The following is a 19,201-nucleotide window of genomic DNA, read 5'->3' on the forward strand; positions in this document are numbered from 1 at the left end:
CCCTGATGACGGTGATGCCGAGCGTGTATTTGAACCGCCTGCTCCGAACCTTCCTCAAGAACGAGGAATTTCTCCACCAGCACGGCTATTCACTCCGCTATACAAGGTGCAACTCCTGAGTTTTAAAGCCCGCTGGTCCCAACTTTTTTGAGGCGTTACAGCAGATAGTTCAGATTCCCAGCAAGTCGATCTTGAAAGGCGGGCGGACTGAGCCCGAGAAAAACAGGGCTGTGAAGCTGGAAAGGCATGGGGGCGTTTCCCCTGACTAGTCCTGGAATCAGAAGAGCTCCGTATCAGATGGTGTGAGGCGTGGCACCACCAGAACAGTCAGGGCCGTTGCCGCGTGGCCACCATCTTCAGGGCCTCGTCCATGGATTGCGTTCGCGTCCGCGTCATCAGGATCAAGACATTGCTCCCTCCCTGCAGATAGAGCTGTATGGCTTGAGCGCGCACCTCATGGCCTTTCGAACTCTCCTCGAACGAGTGCCCAAGCGTAGCCAGAGCCGTTCGTACATGCCGTTCTGGCAGCGGCGGCGGATTGCTGAGCATCTGTATAGCCTGCATAAAGAGGCGTGAGGCGTGGAAGATGACCTCGACATACCACGGTGGTGAGGACCGAGAGGGTGACTGATGGTACCGCCTCTGCGCCGGCTGAGCATTCAGCCCACGCAGTTGTTCATCACAGCAGGAGGTTCTGAGGCCCTTGCTGCCGCTCAGATCGCCGGTAAGGTGTTCCTGCCACTGGGCCGCTAGACCAACAGCATTGGTAGCGGGAAGGACGTGCCTGCTCCTGGAGGACAGGTGATGGAGGGCGCTTGAGCATCCGGATGCTGCGCTTGTTCCTCGGAAACCTTCTGAAGACCCGACCGCAGTCTTTGGCCCTTGGACTCTGATCACCTTCCGGAAGTCTACACGCAGGTTACCCAGGTGAGATCGTCGAGCGCTGATCTGAACCTTAGAAGATTGGCTCTCTCTTCTCAGCGGAAGGCGGGACACCTTTGTGCCGTTTTGGAGTCAACCTCTCTCCTTTTCTGTGCGTTCGGCGGCCGATCATATAGGGACACCTTTGTGCCGTTGATGAACCGGTGCTGGATTTTCACTGACCTGCGCGTATCGATGGCTAGCAGAAAGGGGCACAAAGGTGTCCCCATCAACGGCACAAAGGGGCAGGTTTTCCAGGCAGGACCCCTTTGTACCATTGATGAATTTTTGTACCGCTCGAACGACGTACTCAAGGTTTGACGCCCCTTTCTGCCCCACCACAGGAATTTCAGATCACTTTGGGCCGATACGCTCCTCGATGGGGACACCTTTGTGCCGTTCGGGTCCAGAGCGTGGCACAAGCAGAGACTCCTTTGTCCCGTTTGTGACTGGAAAGTACGACCAGGACGCGGTTTGTTCCCTTTCTTTGTTGTTGTTTCTTTTATATCTTTTAAAAGACAATCAACATCTTCAGGAGGCGCATGAAAAAGGACCGGCAACAGGCACTGCCCAAAGTGGACGAACGGAATTTCGCCCGTCTGGGTGTGGTGAGTATCCAGACTCGACTGGACGATGAGGCCAGCCGGTCCTGGAGCAGCGCCTTTGAGATCGCTGGTCGCTCATTCGGCGTTGCTGCAGAGGCGCTTCACGGTCGGCCGCGGGGCATCGATACCAACGTGGTGATTGGAATCGAGAGCCTGTTTGCAGCCCGCTCCTGCCCAGAGGACAACCGCCTGCACACCACGGCATATGAACTGCGTGCTGCGAGCTTTCTTCCGCTGAATGGCAAAAGCTTCCACCGCCTGCGCGAGTGCCTCGACCGCCTCTGGTACACCAACGTAACGGTCACAGATGGATGGCACCTGCCTGACGGCCGCAAGCTCCGGAATGTCAAACGCATGCGGATGATCAACGACCTGAGTTACTGGGATATCGATGGAAGCGACCAGTTCGAGGCGACCCGTGAGTTTGTTCCCAATGCGACGTTGACGATTCAGCTGGGAACGCACATGGCCAACAGCATCCGTCTAGGATTTACGCAGGCCCTCGAGCATAAAATTCTCACAGGCATTGAGCAGCCCCCAGCGCGGGCTTTATACCGACTTCTGGAAGCCCACCGGTACGCCGATACGGGAGAGCAGCAACGGTCACTGGCTGTCCGGCTGGAAGACTGGCGTCTGGCCTGCGGCATTACGGACGGAAAGCCCAGTAAGACGCTGCGCGCGCTGAATGAAGCCCACGAGGAACTCGTCGCCCAGGGCTATCTGCGGGACGTCCGCGTGGCTGGTACCCGCGCGACCACCACACTGACCTACGTCTTTGCCAGCCTCGATGATCCGGATCCGGCCTTGGTGCGCCTGCTTGTTGACAGTGGCGTGGCCGCGCCAGCAGCGAACAAACTCGCCAAGGAGAAGGGCGACCGCGTGGAGGAAGTCGTTCGTTACGTGCAAGCCACCATGCGCGAGAAGCCTGGAAGTGTGCGCAAGCCAGGTGGACTGATCAACGACATGTTGCAGCGGCCCGAGAAGTACGTGCTGAGCGCGCCGCGGCCTGACCATAACCCCGAAGAGGGGCGGGAGAAGAGCCGTGCCCGCATTCAGGCCGCTGAGATCGAGGCCCAGCGGCGAACCGAACTGGAGCGGCTTGAACTGCTGGCGGCTTCATCACAGACCCAGTGGGAACGCACCCGGAGGCCCTTAAAGCTGCTCCTGAGCAAGCAGCTGTCCGCTGCGCAGTGGGACGCGCTGGAACGGGCCTGTCAGACTGGTCAACTTCAGGCCGGCAGCCTGCTGCATGAGCTCAGTGCGGCGCAGGCCCGCCTTGAGCTCCAGGCTTTCGTGGATCGGTTGCGTGACACGTTGCGTTGAACACGCCGGTCAACTGACGCGAACCTATAGCCGGTTGTATGGCGGACGCAGGTGGGCCAAAAGTCTGTCAGACGGTGTTGGGGCGAGGGTTGGCGTCACCATTCAACGTGAAGACGGCCCCCGTATGGCGAGGTGGCGATGGCCGATGCACTTGGAATTCAAAGTTAAAACCAGCGTGCCTGAGCCACCCCGCCGCTGGCCCGGAGAGGCGTTGACCGCTGCATTGACTGTCAAACAGGCATTGATCGCTTGATGTCCCCGGTGGCCAACTTACTCTGGGTGCGCTGACGTGTCAGCGGCCCACTCCCAGCCGGCGTCCAGTGCCAACGCAATGTGGCCACCTGCACGCCCGACCCGGATGGGGCTGCCCAGCTACGCGTCAGCGCTTCATCCCGTGGAATAACCCTGGGCCTCCACCGAGCGACTTGCTCGGATCCATGAGCGCTATTGGTCTTCCCCGTCACCCGTCAGCGGCACACTGTATTTCAACACGAGGTCTGCGATTTCCAGACCGTTCAGGAGGGAGATCGGCTGCCGGTCGGAGGCTTTCGCTTCCTCCTGCGCCCCTGGACTGTAATCCCCAGTGGTCATGAACCACCCGACCTCTCCGTGCGACAGGCTGCCACGCAGCTTCTGTACTTCCGGGCGAGAGACATTGCCTTTATACCGTTTCACCTGCACGGCCACGCGAATGCGAATGAGATCCTCAATGACCAGTAAGCCCCGCACGTCCACCCCCGCGTCATTTGTAGGATGCGTCTCCTGAACGTCTTGCACGCCGATGGCTGTCATGACCCGGGCGCACAACCGCTCGAACTCCGTAGGCGTCAGCTTCAGGAACTCCCGAAGCAAAGCTTTGCGGCTTGGGGCACGCTTCTTTGGCAACGCTGCTGCGGGTTCTGGACGCACCGTCACTTTGGAAGACCGCCTTATTTTCTGAGTCGTCTTCCCCGGGGCTTCGCGCGGTGGCTTTGACATGATGGCTGACGCTGTCCCCTCGCCCAACCAACGCAACTGCTTGTTAGCTGTCACCTCGAATCGTGGCTGTTGACCAGCCAGCGCCCGCACGTCCCGGTCAATCATGACTGCATCGAAGATGTTGGACGCGCCGGTCTGAACGTTCTGTGCGTCAAGGCGGCGTAACACATCCGAAAAGACCTGCGGCCCCTGCGTACCCTGCATGACCTGTGTCAGGGCCTCAAGAAGCGCGGCCTGTCCCGGCGTGATCTTTGGACGGGCAGCCGACCTGAGTTTGCGAACAGGAGATTTACGCGTCACTGGGTTGAGTTCCTCTCAGAGGGTTCAGGCAGAGAAGCGATCCTGGCCTCCCTGCTTTCTGTACGAAGGCACTGGCCCACAGTCCGTGACAGTCAGGCCGGGACAGGCGCCTCGTAGAGCCCCGCGCCCTTGCGCAGCGACAGGGCCACCTGCGCCCGGAGCTCCTGAGGCGCGATGACTTCAACCTCACCGCCCCACCCCAGAATCCAGGGCACCAGCTCAAGCCAGTTGCCCACGTTGAGCACCACCCGGGTGTGCCCGGATCCCAATAGCACTGGCGGCTCAGCGTGGTGCCCAAAGTACTCTTCTGCCACGCGCGCCTTGACAGCTGGGCTGAAAAACAATTCGACCCGGGTGGCTGCGCCGGACATGATGCCCCAGGCGCTCGAGAGGAAGCGCAGCGGGTGAAAATCCTCGGGAATGTCGTATTCCTGATTGGTCAGGGTTGGGTGCTGCATGCGGGAGAGGCGGTACACATAGGGCTGCGGATCATCCAGCAGGCGGTTGATGCCAATGGCATAAGCCTCGCGGTTGCGCGCATTGACCTCGATGAAATAAATGGCCAGCTCCAGCTTCGACGCCCGCCGCTGGGAGTGATAGGTGCACTGCAGGATCTTGCCGTCCATCCACGCCTGGGCCGCCACTTCAAACACCAGGGAGCTCCGCCCGCCCCGGCGCGCCTTGTACACCTCATTGGCCTGCAGCGCCACGCGACGGGCGCGCAGAGGAAGGTCCTGCGCGAGCTTTTCCAGTGCCGCGAGGTAATGCTCGTTGTACTCGGCGGCGTGATGAAAGAGCATCCGCGCCGCGCTGTACACCGCCAGTGCCTGAACCGGATTGAGCTCACGGGACCGTTTGATCCGGCGGTAGCAGCCAGCCGACGTCAGCTCGACTTCACCCTGATCGATCAGTTCAGCGAGGTCCCGTTGCACCGACCGGCGTTTTTCTGGCGCCAGCTTCAGGCGCTGCATGATCTCACCGGTGCTGCACTCGGCGTCCGTGAGGAGATCCAGCACGGCCCGCAGCCGCCTCGTCTTAGTGTCCAGTTCCATGAAACTCCTTTGCCGCTGAGGCGCTACAGACCTGCCGGTATTGACACCACCGGCAACGTTCCGGACTCGGGGCCGGGGTAAAGTCGTGCGCCCGCACGCCACTGACCATGCGTGTCATCTCGCTCTTCGCCTGTTCCAGTTCGGTCCTGGAGAGGTCGTACAGCAGGTCGTGGCGCAGGTAAGCCAAGCTCGCCCGGGAGGCGCCCGTGGCGTCCAGATACAGTGCAAGTTGCGCGGCATGATGGTCGGGCTGGACGTGCCGGTCGGTCTTGAAGTCCACGATCCAATCCTCGTACAGCGCGTCGACCACGCCTTCGAACGTCACGCCATTCACGGCGTGCGAGACCGGCACTTCCCGCCTGGGCTCCTGACCCGCCAGGGCCGAAAATGTTGGCGTACCCAGTTTGCCGCTCAACGCCGCAACCTCCTGCCGCTGTTCAAAGCTCAAGTGGGCAAAGCGGGCCATGATCTGCGGCCCACTCAGTTCCAACTCGATGGCCTGGTGCACGGCCGACCCGATCAGCGCCCCGCCCGCGCCCCCTTCCAGGCGCTGCGTTTCAGGCTCCCACAGCCGCGTGAAGGGGGGCCGTCCCGTGACATACCGGAACTCAAAGGCTTTCGGGCAGGTCAGGTACACACCGATAGAGGTGGCCGGCAGGGACTCGGGCAGCGCCACACCCGAGCTGGCGGCTGAGGTACGTACCGTCCCGGTGCGCTGACGAAGCTGCGGCGCCGGACGCGGAATCTGTCCCGGTGCATACGCGTACCGGGCGACGTCGTCCTGCGGAAACATGCTGGAAATCCGGGCGGCCTCCGCCGTTTCGCTGACCTTGGCGGGCACGCTCAGAATCAAGGTGTCTGCCGCGCGGGTCAGGGCCACGTACATGATCCGCTCGTTCTCGGCGGCGCGGCGCTCGGCCTGAAGGTCCTGCAGGCGCTGGTGCGGCCCGGGCTGCTGCTCGGGTTTCAGGCCCGGTACCCGCAGGGCCAGGCCACGCTCAGCGTCCATCAGCAGCGGGGAACTGTCTGCGCGGCCCTGGGCCAGCAGGTCCGGCACCATGACCACCGGGAATTCCAATCCCTTGCTGCCGTGAATGGTCATCAGCTGCACGGCGTCATCGGAGGCGAGGTTCGCTTCCGGAACGGCGAGGTCAAGCCGCCGGGTGTCGCGCAGTGCCCGGGCTGCGGCGCTCACGTCGCCCTGGCCCTGTAGGGCCAGACTGTGCAGCAGCGCTAGAAACGCGTCGATATTGGCCAGCCGGCGCGTACCGTCGGGCAGGCTTGCCATGATGACGCCGTGCTCACTCGCCTCCAGAGCGTGGGTCACCAGACCACTGGCGCCGGTACTCGCGCGGCGGTCAAGCAGATCAAGCAGCAGAGGCGGGGTCAGCGCTGCTGCTTGAAGGGCGCTCCAGAGGCTCTGCCCGGCCACGCGGCCCTGACTGGCGGCCAGCAGGGCCTCATCCTCCCAACCCACCAGCGGGCTGCGCAGCACGGCGGCCAGGGCCACATCGTCACCTGGCCGCGCCAGGAACAGCAGCAGATGCATCAGGTCGCGCACCTCCGGCCGGGTCAGCAGGCCGCGGCCGCCCTGAACGGTGTAGGGAATGCCGGCATGGAAGAGCGCGGACTCATAGATGGGCAGGTTCGTCCGCGCCCGGAACAGGACCGCGATATCGCGGTAGGTCAGGGGACGAAGCTCCTGGCCTTCCTGAACGACCCGGCCTTCCGCCATCAGGCTCTGGATGCGGTGCGCCAGCAGGTCACTTTCAGCAGAGCGCAGCACCGGCTTGTTGACGGGGCCACTGATGACATGCAGTTCGCAGGAGGGGGCAGCGGACGGCTTCTCCGTGCGGTGAGCAGTGAGTGGCGCGAAGGTCGCGGCGGTCGACCCCTTGCCCACCGGTCCCGGCATGTAATGCTGGAAAAAAGCGTTCAGAACATCCACCAGGGCCTGATGGGTCCGGAACGACCGGCTCAGGGCGCGGCTTTGTCCACCAGAAGTGACTATCTGCTCCCTGGCCTTGCGGAAGAGCCGCACGTCCGCCCCGCGAAAAGCATAGATACTCTGCTTTTCGTCACCCACCACGGTGAAGGTGACGCCCCCGCTGCTGATCGCACTCAGGATCTCCCACTGCAGGGGAGACGTGTCCTGAAACTCGTCCACGAACACGGCCTTCCAGCGTGAAGCGTAGTACTCACGAACGTGCGCAAACGACAGCGCCCGCGCTGCCAGCCGCTCCAGGTCGGCAAAGGTCAACCGCTCCTGCTGCGCTTTCAGGGTGTCCAGCCGCGCCTGCACTTCCCGGTAAAGCCCCTCCAGCACTGGAATAGCCCTGAGTTGCCAGTACTCGCTTTCCAGGGCGCTGTCCGGGGAAGCCAGGCTCTTGAGCCTGGCCACGGCGCGCAGCACCGGGGCCTTGGCGCTGCCCCAGACCTTGGCATTCCCGGCATTGGCCCTTGTTCCTGACAGGGCGGCGCGCATGGCCGCCTGACGGGCGGGCCAGCTGCCCTGGACCGCTGCGGCCTGGAGGGCGGCCTGACGGGCCAGTTCCAGGGCGTCTGCGGGGTCCGGGCAGGCGTGTGCGGCCAGCACCGTGAGCTGTTCAGCCCACACCTGAGCTGCAGCCTCGGCCTGCTCGGCCAGCTGGGCTTCGAGGTTCTCCCGCCGGGCGTCGTGTTCCGCCAGCGACACCCGCAGGGCGTCTTCAGCGCGCTGGGGATCGCGCAGCATCAGCGCCACCGCTTCCCTGGCCAACCCGGTGGGCAGGTGCCCGAACGCTTCAGGGTTCAGGGCGCCCAGCACCTGCGGCAGGGTCTGGTCGAGCCAGACCTCGGCGCCCGCTTCATCGAGGACCTCGAAACGCAGCCCCGCGCCGCTCTCGACGGGATGTTCCCGGATGATGCGGGTACACAGGGCGTGGATGGTGCTGATCTGCGCCAGGGGCAGGGCCTGCGCCGCCGCCACCACCCGGGGCTGCGCCCGGCGCTGCGCTTCCTCATCGAGCAGTGCCTGCAGGCGGCCACGCAACTCCGCGGCGGCCGCTTCTGTGAAGGTGACCGCCACGAGTTCCTCTGCAGCCAGGTCGTGCGTCAGCAGGCCCAGCAGACGCCGGGTCAGGACGAAGGTCTTGCCGCTGCCGGCCCCCGCGTCAATGGAGACGCTGCCCCGGTACTCGGTGATCAAGGTTTGTTCCTGGGTCAGCGTCATGCGGTCTCTCCCGTCACAAAGGCCTGGAAGCGGCAGACCGGCTGCAGGTCGCACAAGGTGCAGGCCTGCGCCTTCACGTCCGGCAGGGCCCGGAAGTCACCCGTCAGGAGGTCCTGGCGCATACGGCGCACGAAGCCCTCAAAGGCCAGCTGCTTGGACGGCCATGGCGTTTTGCTGCTGGGCTCTCCTGGGCCGGTTTTCAGCAAGTCCTTGGCCTGATTCAGACTGAAATACCGGCCGACCTGGGCGCCGGTCAGGGTGAGATACAGCGGCAGCTGCACCTCCGTGGTCAGGACATTCTCGGCGTCGCGCACGTGACTGATATAGGCGCTGAGCTTGTAATCGGTGACGACGCGCTCCCCGCTCGGCGTGACGTCCACCCGGTCCACGTAGCCCTGAACCGCCCAGGCCTGTCCATCCACCACCACGTGTCCCTCAAGACGCTGCTCCAGGGCCTCAATCTGAACACCCGAGGGCAGAAACTCCGGTGTCATCACGGCCTTCTGCAGCGCCTGCACGTGGTCGCGGCGCTCAGAGCGCCACATTGGCCCCAGATCAATCGCGCCCTCGGCCAGGAGTTCTGCGGCCGCCGCATCAAGAGCGTCCGGCACACCGGCCGTCAACGTGTCCGCATCTGGCGTTGGGCGCCCGACGTGGGGCGCGAGCAGCCGTTCCAGGGTCCCGTGGTACAGGCTGCCCCGCCCCAGGGCGTCCAGACCGCTCTGCGGCTCGGCGGGAGCCTCCAGTCGCATGATCTTGCCAGCAAACCAGCGGTACCGGCAGGCGCCGTAGGTATGAAACTGGCTGGCACTCCAGGTCCAGGTGTCTGGATTCATCACGCCGGGAAACCGTGGGCCGGGGTCCTGGCCCCGCTCGCGGCGGTCCTCCTGCAGGGCGCGGCCCATAACGTGCTCGTCGGACAGCAAACCGGCGCGGGCCTGGAGCAACCGGGCTTCCTGTGGGCTCGCGGCGTGCACCTCGCCCGGCACGGCTCCGCGGGAGAAGCGGCGCAGGAAGGGACTGGCTGGCGCCCGCTTGCCGCCCGTGATGACTTCCGGCCGGGTCAGTGTCAGCTGGCCGCGCGCGCACGCCAGCGCATGAAAGAACAGGGCGTGCTCGATGGCCTGCGACTCCATGGCGCCGGGCAGATAGACCCCGCTCTGTGACCAGAAGGCCCGCAGCTGGGCATCCAGAAGTGGCGGGTCCGCCACTGGCTTTGGGAAGAGGCCCTCGCTGAGTCCCAGGACCCACACGGCCCGGAAGGACCGGCCGAGGGTTCCCAGCGGCGTTGAGACGCGGACACCGCCCTTGCCGGGCAGGACGGGCACTGTGCCGGACGCGAGTGTGGCTTTCAGGTGCTGCAGAAACGTCTGGCGTGGGAGTACGGGCAGCCCGCTGAGCGGCTCTAGGGCGGCCCGGAGGGCCGCCAGCCCTAAGCCTAGTCCGGCGTCCTGCCGTTGCCGCTCCAGTACGCCCAGTGCCTCCAGACCCCGCGTGAGGGCGTGCAGGTAGCTTTCACCGCTGGCGTGCTCCGGCCAGGCCAGGACGTCCAGGGCCGTGCCCGCCTCCCAGACATGCAGGCCGCTGGGCGTCCGGCGGCCAAAGCGCCGGCGCGCCGCTTCGACGTCCAGCGGCAGGTCAGCCAACGGGTGCGTGAGCACCTCGACCGTCCGGGCAAACGGCCAGTCCTCGAGTCCCGCTTCAACCCAGGCCCGCAGGAAGCTCCCCAGTGGCGTGGCCAGCAGCGGCTGACGGGCCTGACTGAGCAGGGGAACCCCGTAGCGCCGGGCACTCTCCAGCAGGGGGGCGAGGTAGGCCGACTCGTCGCGGACCACGATGGCCAGGTCATGCCAGGGCACGCCGTCCTCCTGATGGGCCACCTTGACCTGCCGCAGCACCTCACGGGTTTCCTCGACCACGCTGCTCAGGGCCAGCACGGTCACCTCGGGCGCCTGTCCGGTGGCAGACGGCAGGACCGCCCGGGCGGCCTGATCCCCTGGGCGGGCCAGCCAGGGATCGCGCTCGTGCAGGTCGCTCTGGGCTTCGGCCAGTGTCCAGCCGCGCCCACGCAGGGCCTGCGCTGTCCGCTGGGCTTCCGAGAGCCCCCCCGGGCCCGCCGTCGGGAGGAACATAACGCTGCCATCGGCCGCCAGCCGGTCGAGGTAGGCGATCTGGGCCGCGTCCAGGTAGGCAAAGCCGCTCACCGTGACGGGTTGAGGGGCCAGGGCGACGCGGGACGCGAAGAATTCAGGCACGGCCGCGTCAAACAGCGTGTCCCGCAGCAGTTCCAGCACCCACGCGCGGTGCAGCCGGACCAGGTCCTGTTCCCGTGGGCTGCGCCCTGGGGGCAACCGGGAAGCGTCCGAGCGCAGCAGGGCGCGGATCACGTCACTCAGGGCGGCCGCTGTTCCCGGGCGGTCCAGGATGGCCCCGAAGTACTCGAGGTTCAGCCGGGTCAGCAGCTCGCTCAAGCGGGCCTCGCGCTCCCCGGCGGCCAGTGGGCGCCAGCCGGCGTGGGTCAGCTGCCGGCGGGCCAGCTGGCCAAATGTGGTGGTGGGCAGCGCCTGACGCGTCAGCTGTCTCAGAGAACGCCCGGCGGCCAGGTTCGGGACCAGAGTCAAGGCGGTTTCGCGGCTCAGATGGGTCCTGGCCTGATGCCGCAGGAGGTTGGGCGAAGGGTGGATGATCAGCGTGCGGGTCATGACACCTCAGGGGCAGAAGGCAAAAGGAGAGGCCCCGTGAGGCCGTATGGTGCGCACGCTAGCACCGCTTCGCGTCACCCAGTGTCGTGCCCACACCGGGGGGGTCAGTGGGGGTTCCTCCGGTCCAGGGCTCCAGTACATTGAGGCGCATGTCCATCCTCCAGGCCGCCCACGCCACCTTGCAGCAGGAGGGCTACCGGCCCGGAGCTCCCCAGGCAGACGCCCTGACTTTCCGGTATTACGGCCAGCCTGCCCGCATCCGTGTTCGCCCGCTTGGCCCGGGCACCGGGCTGTGTGAAGTGGAATGCCGCCTGCCACGACCGGCTCCGGCGGCAGAGCACATTCAGGCGTTCAGCGCCGCCCATCCCCTGTCCAGGCTGGACGCTCAGGGGGATCAGGCCAGCCTGGTGATCGCGACCATGGTGACTGAGCGCGACGCGGGCCATCAGCTTCAGGCCCTGCTGACCCTGCTTGATCAATACGCAGCGGACGCAGTGTTTGTGCCCTGGGCTGGAGCGCCGGAAGCAGAGCGGGATGCGGCGCGTGAGAGCGGCCAGTCTGCTCCGGAGCCACAGGTGACGCCCGCTGAGCCCGCGGGTCCGATCAGCCCACCACCAATCCCGGCACCCGAAGCTGTCTCCTCGCCGGAACAGGCGACGCCCGCGTCGGGCACATCCTCTGGCGCTCCAGCTGGCCTGCCGGCTGCCCCGGCCGGCTGGGATGAGCTGTGGGGCCTGATGAACCCGCGGTTCTACCCGCTCGCCCAGGCGCTCGCTGCCCTGGGCGTTCCCGTACCCGACGACGTGCACGTGGACATGATGCAGGGCCATCAGGTGCGCGGCGCGGCCATCATGATGTGGGGTCAGCCCCCCAGCGCCGTGGTCGTGTGTGAACCTGGTCAGCCGGTGCCCAACGGCTATCAGGGCAGCACCTGGTACAAGCACCTGACCGTGGAACGGGTCGCGCAGGAAACCCGCGCGCACCTGCAGGCGGCAGGTCGGCTGTGACCCGACTGGTCCTGGCCCAGCCCTTTATCCGGCGCCTCGGGCAGTTCCCCAATCAGGACCAGAAGCTGGTGCGTGACGCCGTCATGCAGCTGCACCTTGACGTCGTTTCCGGGGGACGTCCCCGGCCGGGCCTGCGCTGGCACGGTCTGGAAACGCCCAACCTCTACAGCGTCTCGCCCAACATGGACTACCGGGTGATCGTGTACCACCAGGGGCAGGACTACGTGATTCTCTACGCGGACCATCACGACAAGGCGTATGACTGGGCCAGCCGGCGCCGGATGGAAGTGCACCCGTACACCGGCGCCATGCAGGTGGTGGAACTCGAGGAGCGTACGGAGGTGATCACCCGCGTCACAGAAGTGACGGAGGAGCGCCCGTTTTCCAGCTACGATGCCGAATACCTCCTGCAGCTGGGCGTACCCGAGCGCCTCATGCAGACTGTCCGGCACGCCACCACACGCAACGCCCACATCCTGCTCGATCTGTTGCCGGAGGAGGTGGCCGAGCGGCTCCTGAGTCTCATGTCCGGTGAACTCGTCTCGCCACCAGAACCTGCGGGTGGAGATCCCTTTCTGCATCCCGATGCCCGGCGGCTGTTCGCCGTGGCCGAGAATGAGGCGGCCCTTGAGGCCGCTCTGGGCGGCTCCTGGCAGGAATGGACCGTGTTTCTCCACCCGTCCCAGCACCGGGTCGTCGAGCGGACCTACAGCGGCGCGGCGCGGTTGACGGGTGGGGCTGGCACTGGCAAGACCGTCGTCGCCGTGCACCGAGCCGCGCGCCTCGCGCGGGCCGGCGGGCGGGTGCTGCTGACCACGTACACCCGGGCGCTGGTCACGCACCTTGAAGAGATGCTCAGCGCCCTGAATCTGGAGCCGGCGGCCCGGCAGAGGATTACTGTGGTGACCGTCCACGCGCTGGCCCGTCAGATCTCCGCTGAGCTTGGGCTGCCTCACCGGGAGCCAGAGGACAACACAGCCGTCCTCAAAGCGCGGTTTGCCCAGGCGATCAACGCCCTGGGGATCTCCCTGACGCCAGAATTCCTGCTGGCCGAGTGGCGCGGCGTGATCGAAGCGCAGGGCCTGCGCACCTGGGAGGCGTACCGAGATGTTCGGCGCACCGGCCGCGGAACGCCTCTAGGCCTGCGGGGCCGCCAGGACGTGTGGCGCGCTGTCGACCACTTCCGGGCCGGTCTTGAGACGAGCCGCCGCTTTACCTGGCGAACCATGTGCGAGGCGGTGACCGACCGCCTGCAGGGCGAGCCCGCGCGCTTTGACCATGTGATTGCCGATGAAGCCCAGGACCTCGGGCCGAGTGAAGTTCGCTTTCTGCTCGCGTTGACTGACGGCGGCTCGGATCATCTGCTGCTGGCCATGGACGAGGGGCAGCGCATCTTTCAGCGAGCCTTTTCGATGAAGTCGCTGGGCCTGAACTTCCAGGGCCGCAGTACCTGCCTGAAACTCAATTACCGCACCTCACGTCAGATCCGCGAACTCGCCGACCGGGTGCTCCCGGGCACCATCCGTGACGCCGATGAGACCGTCGAGCAGCGCCTGACGCTCTCGCGCTTTCAGGGGCCGGCGCCGGAAGTGCGGCGGCTGCCGGACTCCGAGAAGGAGTTTGAGCACCTGGGGCGCTGGCTGAAGGACCGTCTGGCCGAAGGGCTGAGCCCGGCGCAGATCGCCGTGTTCACCCGCCATGATCCGGCCACCACAGCGGCCAGGGTCCAGGCCATCAGCGGGCATCCGGCGGCCGTGGTGGGGCAAACCGAGGACGCCCCTGATCCACGCTTCGTCAGTGTGTCGACCATGCACCGGGCGAAGGGTCTGGAATACCGTGCGGTGGCCGTCGTTGGCTTGAACGATGAAGCGCTGCCTTCGGCGCAGCGCCTCGCCGAGCTCACCGATCCAGGGGATCAGGAGGATTTCATCGCCCATGAGCGGCACCTGCTGTACGTGGCGGCCACCAGGGCGCGGGACTGGCTGCTGCTGACGTACTCCGGGGAGGGCAGCCGGTTTCTGGCCCCATTGGCGGTGACACGGCCTGCCGTGGACTGAACCGTTCAGTGGCGTCACTCACTGACGCCACTGGGCAGCACACTGCCGGTATGAGGATGTTCACAGCGTTCCGGCTGAGCGGTCGAGGTTCGGCGTTCGGTTCCACTTGGGCCGCCCGCCACTCCCTATGCTGGGGGCGCATGCTGACGTCTCCACCCGGCCACACGGCCCTGACCAATGCCCAGTTCCTGCTCACCGAAAGTGCCCTGGTCGCCCAGTCCCTGCTGGACGGCCTCACCTGGGCAGACCTGCGCCGGTCCGCGCGGGAAGGCCACCTCTTCGGCCCAGGTAAGGCCAACAGTCAACTGACCGTCCTGGGCGCCCTGAAGACCCGCCTGCAGGACATTCCTGACGAAGTGCTGCCCGAGCTGGCCCACGGCACCCTGGAAGCCCGGCAGATCCTGATGCTGGCTCTGGTCACGCGGCAAAAGCCCCTGGTGAGGGCGTTTATTTCAGACGTGCTGCTGTACAAGTGGCAGCGTCTGGAGGTGCAGGTGACCGACGCCGACGCGCGCACCTTCCTGACCCACCAGGCGGACCAGCACCCGGAGATGGCCCAGTGGTCGCCTGCGACGATGCAGAAAACCCGTGGCAATCTCACCCGTTTTCTTCTTGACGCGGGGCTGCTGAAAGAACGCCGTAAAGGTGAGTTTGAAACAGTGCCGCAGCACCTTTCGGCCCGCCTGAAGGCCATGGTGCAGCAGCTTGACCCCCCTTTGTTCCCCCTGCTGGAGGCCCTGAAGTGAGTCTGGACACCCGCCTGAACGCCCTGAGTGACGCCCTCCTTGATCCAAAACTGCTGCGCGGCAAGGGGCTGGGGAATGAAATCGGGTTCTACATTTTTGATTACGCCCCGGAGCGCGAGCCCGACGTGGTGAAGGCCCTGCCCAGGGTCGTTCAGGCGGTTGAGGCAGCGGGTGTGCGGGTGGGGGTCATTGACCTCTACCAGACGGTGCTCGGCATGCTCGAGGAGCGCGGGTATCTGGACAAGGCACTGGCCCTGGAGCAGACCCGGGGCGCCGCTGCGCTGCATGGGGCTCTCAAACCGCTGTTGTCCCCCGACAAGGTGGCCACAGCCGTCGCCCGGCAGGCCCAGGGCGCCGAACTTGTGCTGCTCACCCAGGTGGGCGCCGCGTACCCCCTGCTGCGGTCGCACAGCATCCTCAATAACCTCCACGAGCGGCTCGATCAGGTGCCCGTGGTCATGCTGTTCCCCGGCACCTACGACGGGCAGCAGCTCAGACTGTTTGGCCTGTTCAAGGACGACAACTACTACCGGGCGTTCCGCCTCCTGCCGGAGCCCAACCAAGGAGTGCATGCATGACCCCTCATCTGCGAATTGGTGACCTGTTTGACCGCCCCATCGACCGCAACATCAACGGCGTCATCAAGGCCGGGCAGCAGGACGAGCGCAACGTGCAGCAGGAGCTCGACGAGTACGTGGTCACCCGCGAGCTCGACGGGCAGTTCCGGCGCTTTTTCGAGCATTACGCCGATTCACTCGAGCGCCCCACGGACAAGGTTGGCGTCTGGATCAGCGGCTTTTTCGGCAGCGGCAAGTCGCACTTCCTGAAGATCCTGTCGTACCTGCTCGCCAACCGTGAGGTGGCCGGGCACCGCGCCATCGCCTTCTTTGACACGGGCAAACTGCCGGATCCCATGGTCCGCGCCATGGTCGAGAAATCTGCGCGGGCAGCGGAGCATACGGACGTCATTCTCTTCAACATTGATGCCAAGGCGGACTCCAGCAGCAAGACCAACAAGGAAGCTGTCACGAAGGTCATGCAAAAGGCCTTTGATGAGCACCTGGGGTACCTGGCGAGCAGTCCGGAGATGGCGGCCATGGAGCGCATGCTCGACAAGCGCGGCAAGTACGATGCGTTCAAGGCCGCATTCGAGCAGACCGCCGGCGCCCCCTGGACTGAACTGCGGGACGGCTGGGCCTTTCACCAGACCGACATCACGCAGGCCCTCACGCGGGCCGCTGGCCTGACCGAGGAGGACGGGCAGCGCTGGCTGGAGAGTCTGAGCGTACAGCGCGACGTCAGCGCGGATGAGTTCGCCCGCGAGATCCGTGATTACCTCGACCGGCGCGGCCGCAACCACCGCGTTCTTTTCATGGTGGACGAGGTGGGCCAGTACGTGGGGGATAACAGCAGCCTGATGCTCAACCTGCAGTCGGTCGCAGAGGAACTTGGTACGCAGGCGCCCGGACGCGCCTGGATCCTGGTGACCTCACAGGAAGACATTGACCGGGTGCTGGACGGCCGCGGCAAAAGCAATGACTTCTCCAAAATTCAGGGCCGCTTCAACACCCGCATCAGCCTGTCGAGTGCGAACACTGATGAAGTGATTCGCCTGCGACTGCTGAAGAAGACAGCAGGCGGCGTGCAGGCCCTGCAGGCCCTGTACGACACCGCGCAGGCCACACTGAGAAACCTGATCACCTTCAACAACGACGCAACCCTGCTCGGGTACAAGGACGCCGAGAGTTTCGTCGCGAACTACCCCTTTATTCCGTACCAGTTCAAGCTGCTGCAGGAGGCATTCACGGCCATCCGGCAGACGGGCCATTCCGGCAAGCATCTCGCGGAAGGGGAGCGCAGCATGCTCAACGCCTTTCAGGACGCGGCGCAGACCTTCAGTGGTCAGCCCCTGGGCTCCCTGGTGCCCTTTGAGGTGTTCTACAGCGCGGTCGAGAGCTTCCTCGATGGCAATATCCGCCGGGTGATTGATCAGGCGCAGGACAACCCCGCCCTGGAGCGGCAGGACCTGGGTCTGCTCAAGGCGCTGTTCATGCTCAAGCACGTCAAGGAGATCAAGACTAACCTCGACAACCTCACCACCCTGAGCCTGCGCCATGTGGACGAGGACAAGCTGGCCCTGCGTGACCGCGTTCAGGCCTCGCTGGCCCGGCTGGAAAAGCAGACCCTGATTTCCCGCAACGGCGACGTCTGGGTGTTCCTGACGAACGAGGAGCAGGACGTCGGCCGGGAAATCAAGAATGTCGATGTCGCCGAGGGCGAACTCAACGCCGAACTGCAGAAGCGGATCTGGAATTCCGTGTACTCGGTGCCGTCCCTGAAGTACGACGCGTACCACGGCTACGCTTTTAACCGCAAACTCGATGACCGGCCCTTTGGGGCGGCCACCCAGGATATTGGCCTGCACCTGATCACGCCATATGGGGAGCGCTTCGCCGACCTCTCTGAAGATCACGTGGCGGCCCTGCAGTCGAACGCTGTGCTGCCCGGCGGAGCCATTGAAGCGCTGGTCGTGTTGCCCGACGACCGGTTGCTGTTCGAGGAACTCTCGGAGATGGTCCGCACCGACAAGTACGTGGCGCGCAAGTCCGGGCAGGACAACACGCCGTCCATGCGGCAGATCATCAGTGCCCGCGCGGAGGAAAACAACGCCCGCAAGGCCCGCATCGAGACGAACCTGCGCCAGGCCATCGCGGACGCCCGCGTTTACGTACTGGGCAGCCGGTTAACTCTCTCCAGTAGCAGCGCCACGGAAGTGCTGAACGCGGCCCTTCGCGCCCTGATTGACAATGGGTATCCTAAACGCTCGTTCCTGCAAAAACCCCACCAGACCGAGGCCATGGTCGCGCGGGCATTCACCACGCCGGACGACAGCCAGGACCTCGATGGACAGGATGCCAACCACCTGGCCCTGAGTGACATGGAGCGTTGGCTGGGCGAACAGGCCACGCGCAGTGTGCGCGTGACCGTCCGGACGCTGCTCGATCAGTTCACCCGGCGGCCCTACGGCTGGACTGATGCGGAGGCGCTGGGCATCCTGGCAACGCTGGTCATCAAAGGGAAGGTGGACCTGCAGCGGGCGCAGAAGACCATTGATCCCGGTGAGACGGGCCTGGCCGGGCGGCTGCTGAAGAAAGCCGGGCAGGAAGAAACCGTGGTCCGGGTCAGTGAGACCATCCGGCAGCCCGACCTGCTGGCGGCCCGCAAGCTCGCCCGGGAGTACCTGACCGGCGCGGACAAGCTGGCCAGTGCTGACGCGCCCAAACTGGCAGCCGAGTACCGCGCGCAGCTGGAACGCGATCAGGAGACCCTCAAGCGGTATCAGGACAAGGCGCGCGAGGGGTATCCGTTCGGGTCTCAGCTGGGCGAGCCCCTGGCGACCGTGCAGGCGCTGCTAAACACGTCGGGCACGGCAGCGCTGATCACCGCCATTGCGGGCAAACAGGAAGAACTTGAGGACTGGGCGGAGCTGCGTGACCGGCTCAAAGGCTTCTACGGGGGTCAGCAGGTGGTCATCTTCGACGAGATCCGCCGCCAGCTGGCGGACCTGGAACCAGACCTCACGCGGGTGAACGCGCCGGACCTTCAGGCGCGCATCAAAAAGGCGCGTGAAATGCTCGAGATGTCAGACCCAGTGAGCGTCCTTCCCGGGCTCAAGGGTGTGCTGGGACCCGTCAAAGCCCACGTGGAGGACCTACTGGCCGAGTCAAAGGCCAAGGTCAAAACGATCATTGAAGCGGAAACGGCGCGTCTGCTGGCCATTGCGAAGGAACTGGGACCAGAGACCAGTCAGGGGCTGGCCAAACCTATGCTTGATGTTCGGAGCCGCCTGGAGGTGGCGCGGACCATTGACGCTGCGGAGGCTGCGGAACTGCACGTCAGGCAGGCCGCACAGCTCGTGGAGACTGCCATTGTGGCGGCCATTAACAAGCGGGCCGAAGAGGAAAGAGCGAAGGCGCCTGAGCCCACACCGGACGCAAAAACAACCCCGTCTGATCCCGTTGCTCCACCCATCAAGCCCATTCGTAGCGTGAAAGCGAGCAACCTGCCTGGCAAGGCGTACCTGGAAAGCCAGGATGATGTTGAACAGTACCTCCGTCAGTTGAGGGCACAGCTGGAGCAGGCCATGCAGGACGGTGTGCGGGTCCGCCTGGAGTAGGGGCGTGTGGTGGCTTTACGCTCCACTTGTTGGTGCCACCAGTAAATCTGCCCTTGAGTCACTGCCCCCGCACCCCACCTGCCCTGCGCCTCACCAGTTGGCATTGCCGCCGAATCCGCTGA

At 65.0% G+C, this 19,201-nt stretch carries 10 protein-coding genes; 6 read left to right on the top strand and 4 right to left on the bottom strand.

The genetic code is table 11. The annotated features are described in order from the left end of the window. The first annotated feature begins 1,463 nt into the window (after nucleotides 1-1,463). Nucleotides 1,464-2,849, top strand: a complete 1,386-nt coding sequence (locus KMW22_RS17950; protein ID WP_221091401.1) for a replication initiator protein A — start codon at nucleotides 1,464-1,466, stop codon at nucleotides 2,847-2,849. 444 nt (nucleotides 2,850-3,293) lie between these two features. Here KMW22_RS17950 and KMW22_RS19690 read toward each other — a convergent pair whose 3' ends face one another. The 4 genes from KMW22_RS19690 to KMW22_RS17970 all read right to left on the bottom strand — a co-directional run bounded on the left by KMW22_RS19690 (nucleotide 3,294) and on the right by KMW22_RS17970 (nucleotide 11,092). After that, nucleotides 3,294-4,127: a restriction endonuclease gene (locus KMW22_RS19690; RefSeq protein ID WP_221091402.1), complete on the bottom strand. Its 834-nt coding sequence runs from the start codon at nucleotides 4,125-4,127 to the stop codon at nucleotides 3,294-3,296. Nucleotides 4,128-4,219: 92 nt separating this feature from the next. Then, the gene (locus KMW22_RS17960) at nucleotides 4,220-5,179 is read right to left on the bottom strand and encodes a helix-turn-helix transcriptional regulator (RefSeq protein ID WP_221091403.1); all 960 of its coding nucleotides are present in this window, start codon (nucleotides 5,177-5,179) and stop codon (nucleotides 4,220-4,222) included. Beyond that, on the bottom strand, nucleotides 5,163-8,390 hold the full coding sequence (locus KMW22_RS17965) for a UvrD-helicase domain-containing protein (RefSeq protein ID WP_221091404.1): 3,228 nt from the start codon (nucleotides 8,388-8,390) through the stop codon (nucleotides 5,163-5,165). The genes KMW22_RS17960 and KMW22_RS17965 overlap by 17 nt, the downstream gene beginning before the upstream one ends. Continuing rightward, nucleotides 8,387-11,092: a PD-(D/E)XK nuclease family protein gene (locus KMW22_RS17970; protein ID WP_221091405.1), complete on the bottom strand. Its 2,706-nt coding sequence runs from the start codon at nucleotides 11,090-11,092 to the stop codon at nucleotides 8,387-8,389. Before KMW22_RS17970 ends, KMW22_RS17965 begins: the two co-directional genes overlap by 4 nt. Nucleotides 11,093-11,241: 149 nt before the next feature. On the opposite strand from KMW22_RS17970, the gene KMW22_RS17975 reads away from it, so the two are divergent. The 5 genes from KMW22_RS17975 to brxC all read left to right on the top strand — a co-directional run bounded on the left by KMW22_RS17975 (nucleotide 11,242) and on the right by brxC (nucleotide 19,079). After that, entirely contained in the window at nucleotides 11,242-12,099 is an 858-nt protein-coding gene (locus KMW22_RS17975) for a hypothetical protein (protein ID WP_221091406.1), read from the top strand. Then, nucleotides 12,096-14,156: a 3'-5' exonuclease gene (locus tag KMW22_RS17980; protein ID WP_221091407.1), complete on the top strand. Its 2,061-nt coding sequence runs from the start codon at nucleotides 12,096-12,098 to the stop codon at nucleotides 14,154-14,156. The genes KMW22_RS17975 and KMW22_RS17980 overlap by 4 nt, the downstream gene beginning before the upstream one ends. A gap of 140 nt (nucleotides 14,157-14,296) precedes the next feature. Continuing rightward, entirely contained in the window at nucleotides 14,297-14,902 is a 606-nt protein-coding gene (locus KMW22_RS17985; protein WP_221091408.1) for a DUF1819 family protein, read from the top strand. Beyond that, complete coding sequence (locus KMW22_RS17990) at nucleotides 14,899-15,480, top strand: DUF1788 domain-containing protein (protein ID WP_221091409.1); 582 nt, start codon at nucleotides 14,899-14,901, stop codon at nucleotides 15,478-15,480. The genes KMW22_RS17985 and KMW22_RS17990 overlap by 4 nt, the downstream gene beginning before the upstream one ends. After that, nucleotides 15,477-19,079: a BREX system P-loop protein BrxC gene (gene brxC, locus KMW22_RS17995; protein WP_221091410.1), complete on the top strand. Its 3,603-nt coding sequence runs from the start codon at nucleotides 15,477-15,479 to the stop codon at nucleotides 19,077-19,079. The genes KMW22_RS17990 and brxC overlap by 4 nt, the downstream gene beginning before the upstream one ends. Nucleotides 19,080-19,201 lie beyond the last annotated feature (122 nt).

Origin of the sequence: Deinococcus aquaedulcis, assembly GCF_019693445.1 — a bacterium.
GTDB classification, from domain to species: Bacteria; Deinococcota; Deinococci; order Deinococcales; family Deinococcaceae; genus Deinococcus; species Deinococcus aquaedulcis.

Bases quoted from the DNA above. Each gene is read 5' to 3' on its own strand.
- KMW22_RS17975 (WP_221091406.1), top strand. From the start codon at position 11,242: ATGTCCATCCTCCAGGCCGCCCACGCCACCTTGCAGCAGGAGGGCTAC.
- KMW22_RS17950 (WP_221091401.1), top strand. From the start codon at position 1,464: ATGAAAAAGGACCGGCAACAGGCACTGCCCAAAGTGGACGAACGGAAT.
- KMW22_RS17970 (WP_221091405.1), bottom strand. From the start codon at position 11,092: ATGACCCGCACGCTGATCATCCACCCTTCGCCCAACCTCCTGCGGCAT.
- KMW22_RS17960 (WP_221091403.1), bottom strand. From the start codon at position 5,179: ATGGAACTGGACACTAAGACGAGGCGGCTGCGGGCCGTGCTGGATCTC.
- KMW22_RS17965 (WP_221091404.1), bottom strand. From the start codon at position 8,390: ATGACGCTGACCCAGGAACAAACCTTGATCACCGAGTACCGGGGCAGC.
- KMW22_RS17985 (WP_221091408.1), top strand. From the start codon at position 14,297: ATGCTGACGTCTCCACCCGGCCACACGGCCCTGACCAATGCCCAGTTC.
- brxC (WP_221091410.1), top strand. From the start codon at position 15,477: ATGACCCCTCATCTGCGAATTGGTGACCTGTTTGACCGCCCCATCGAC.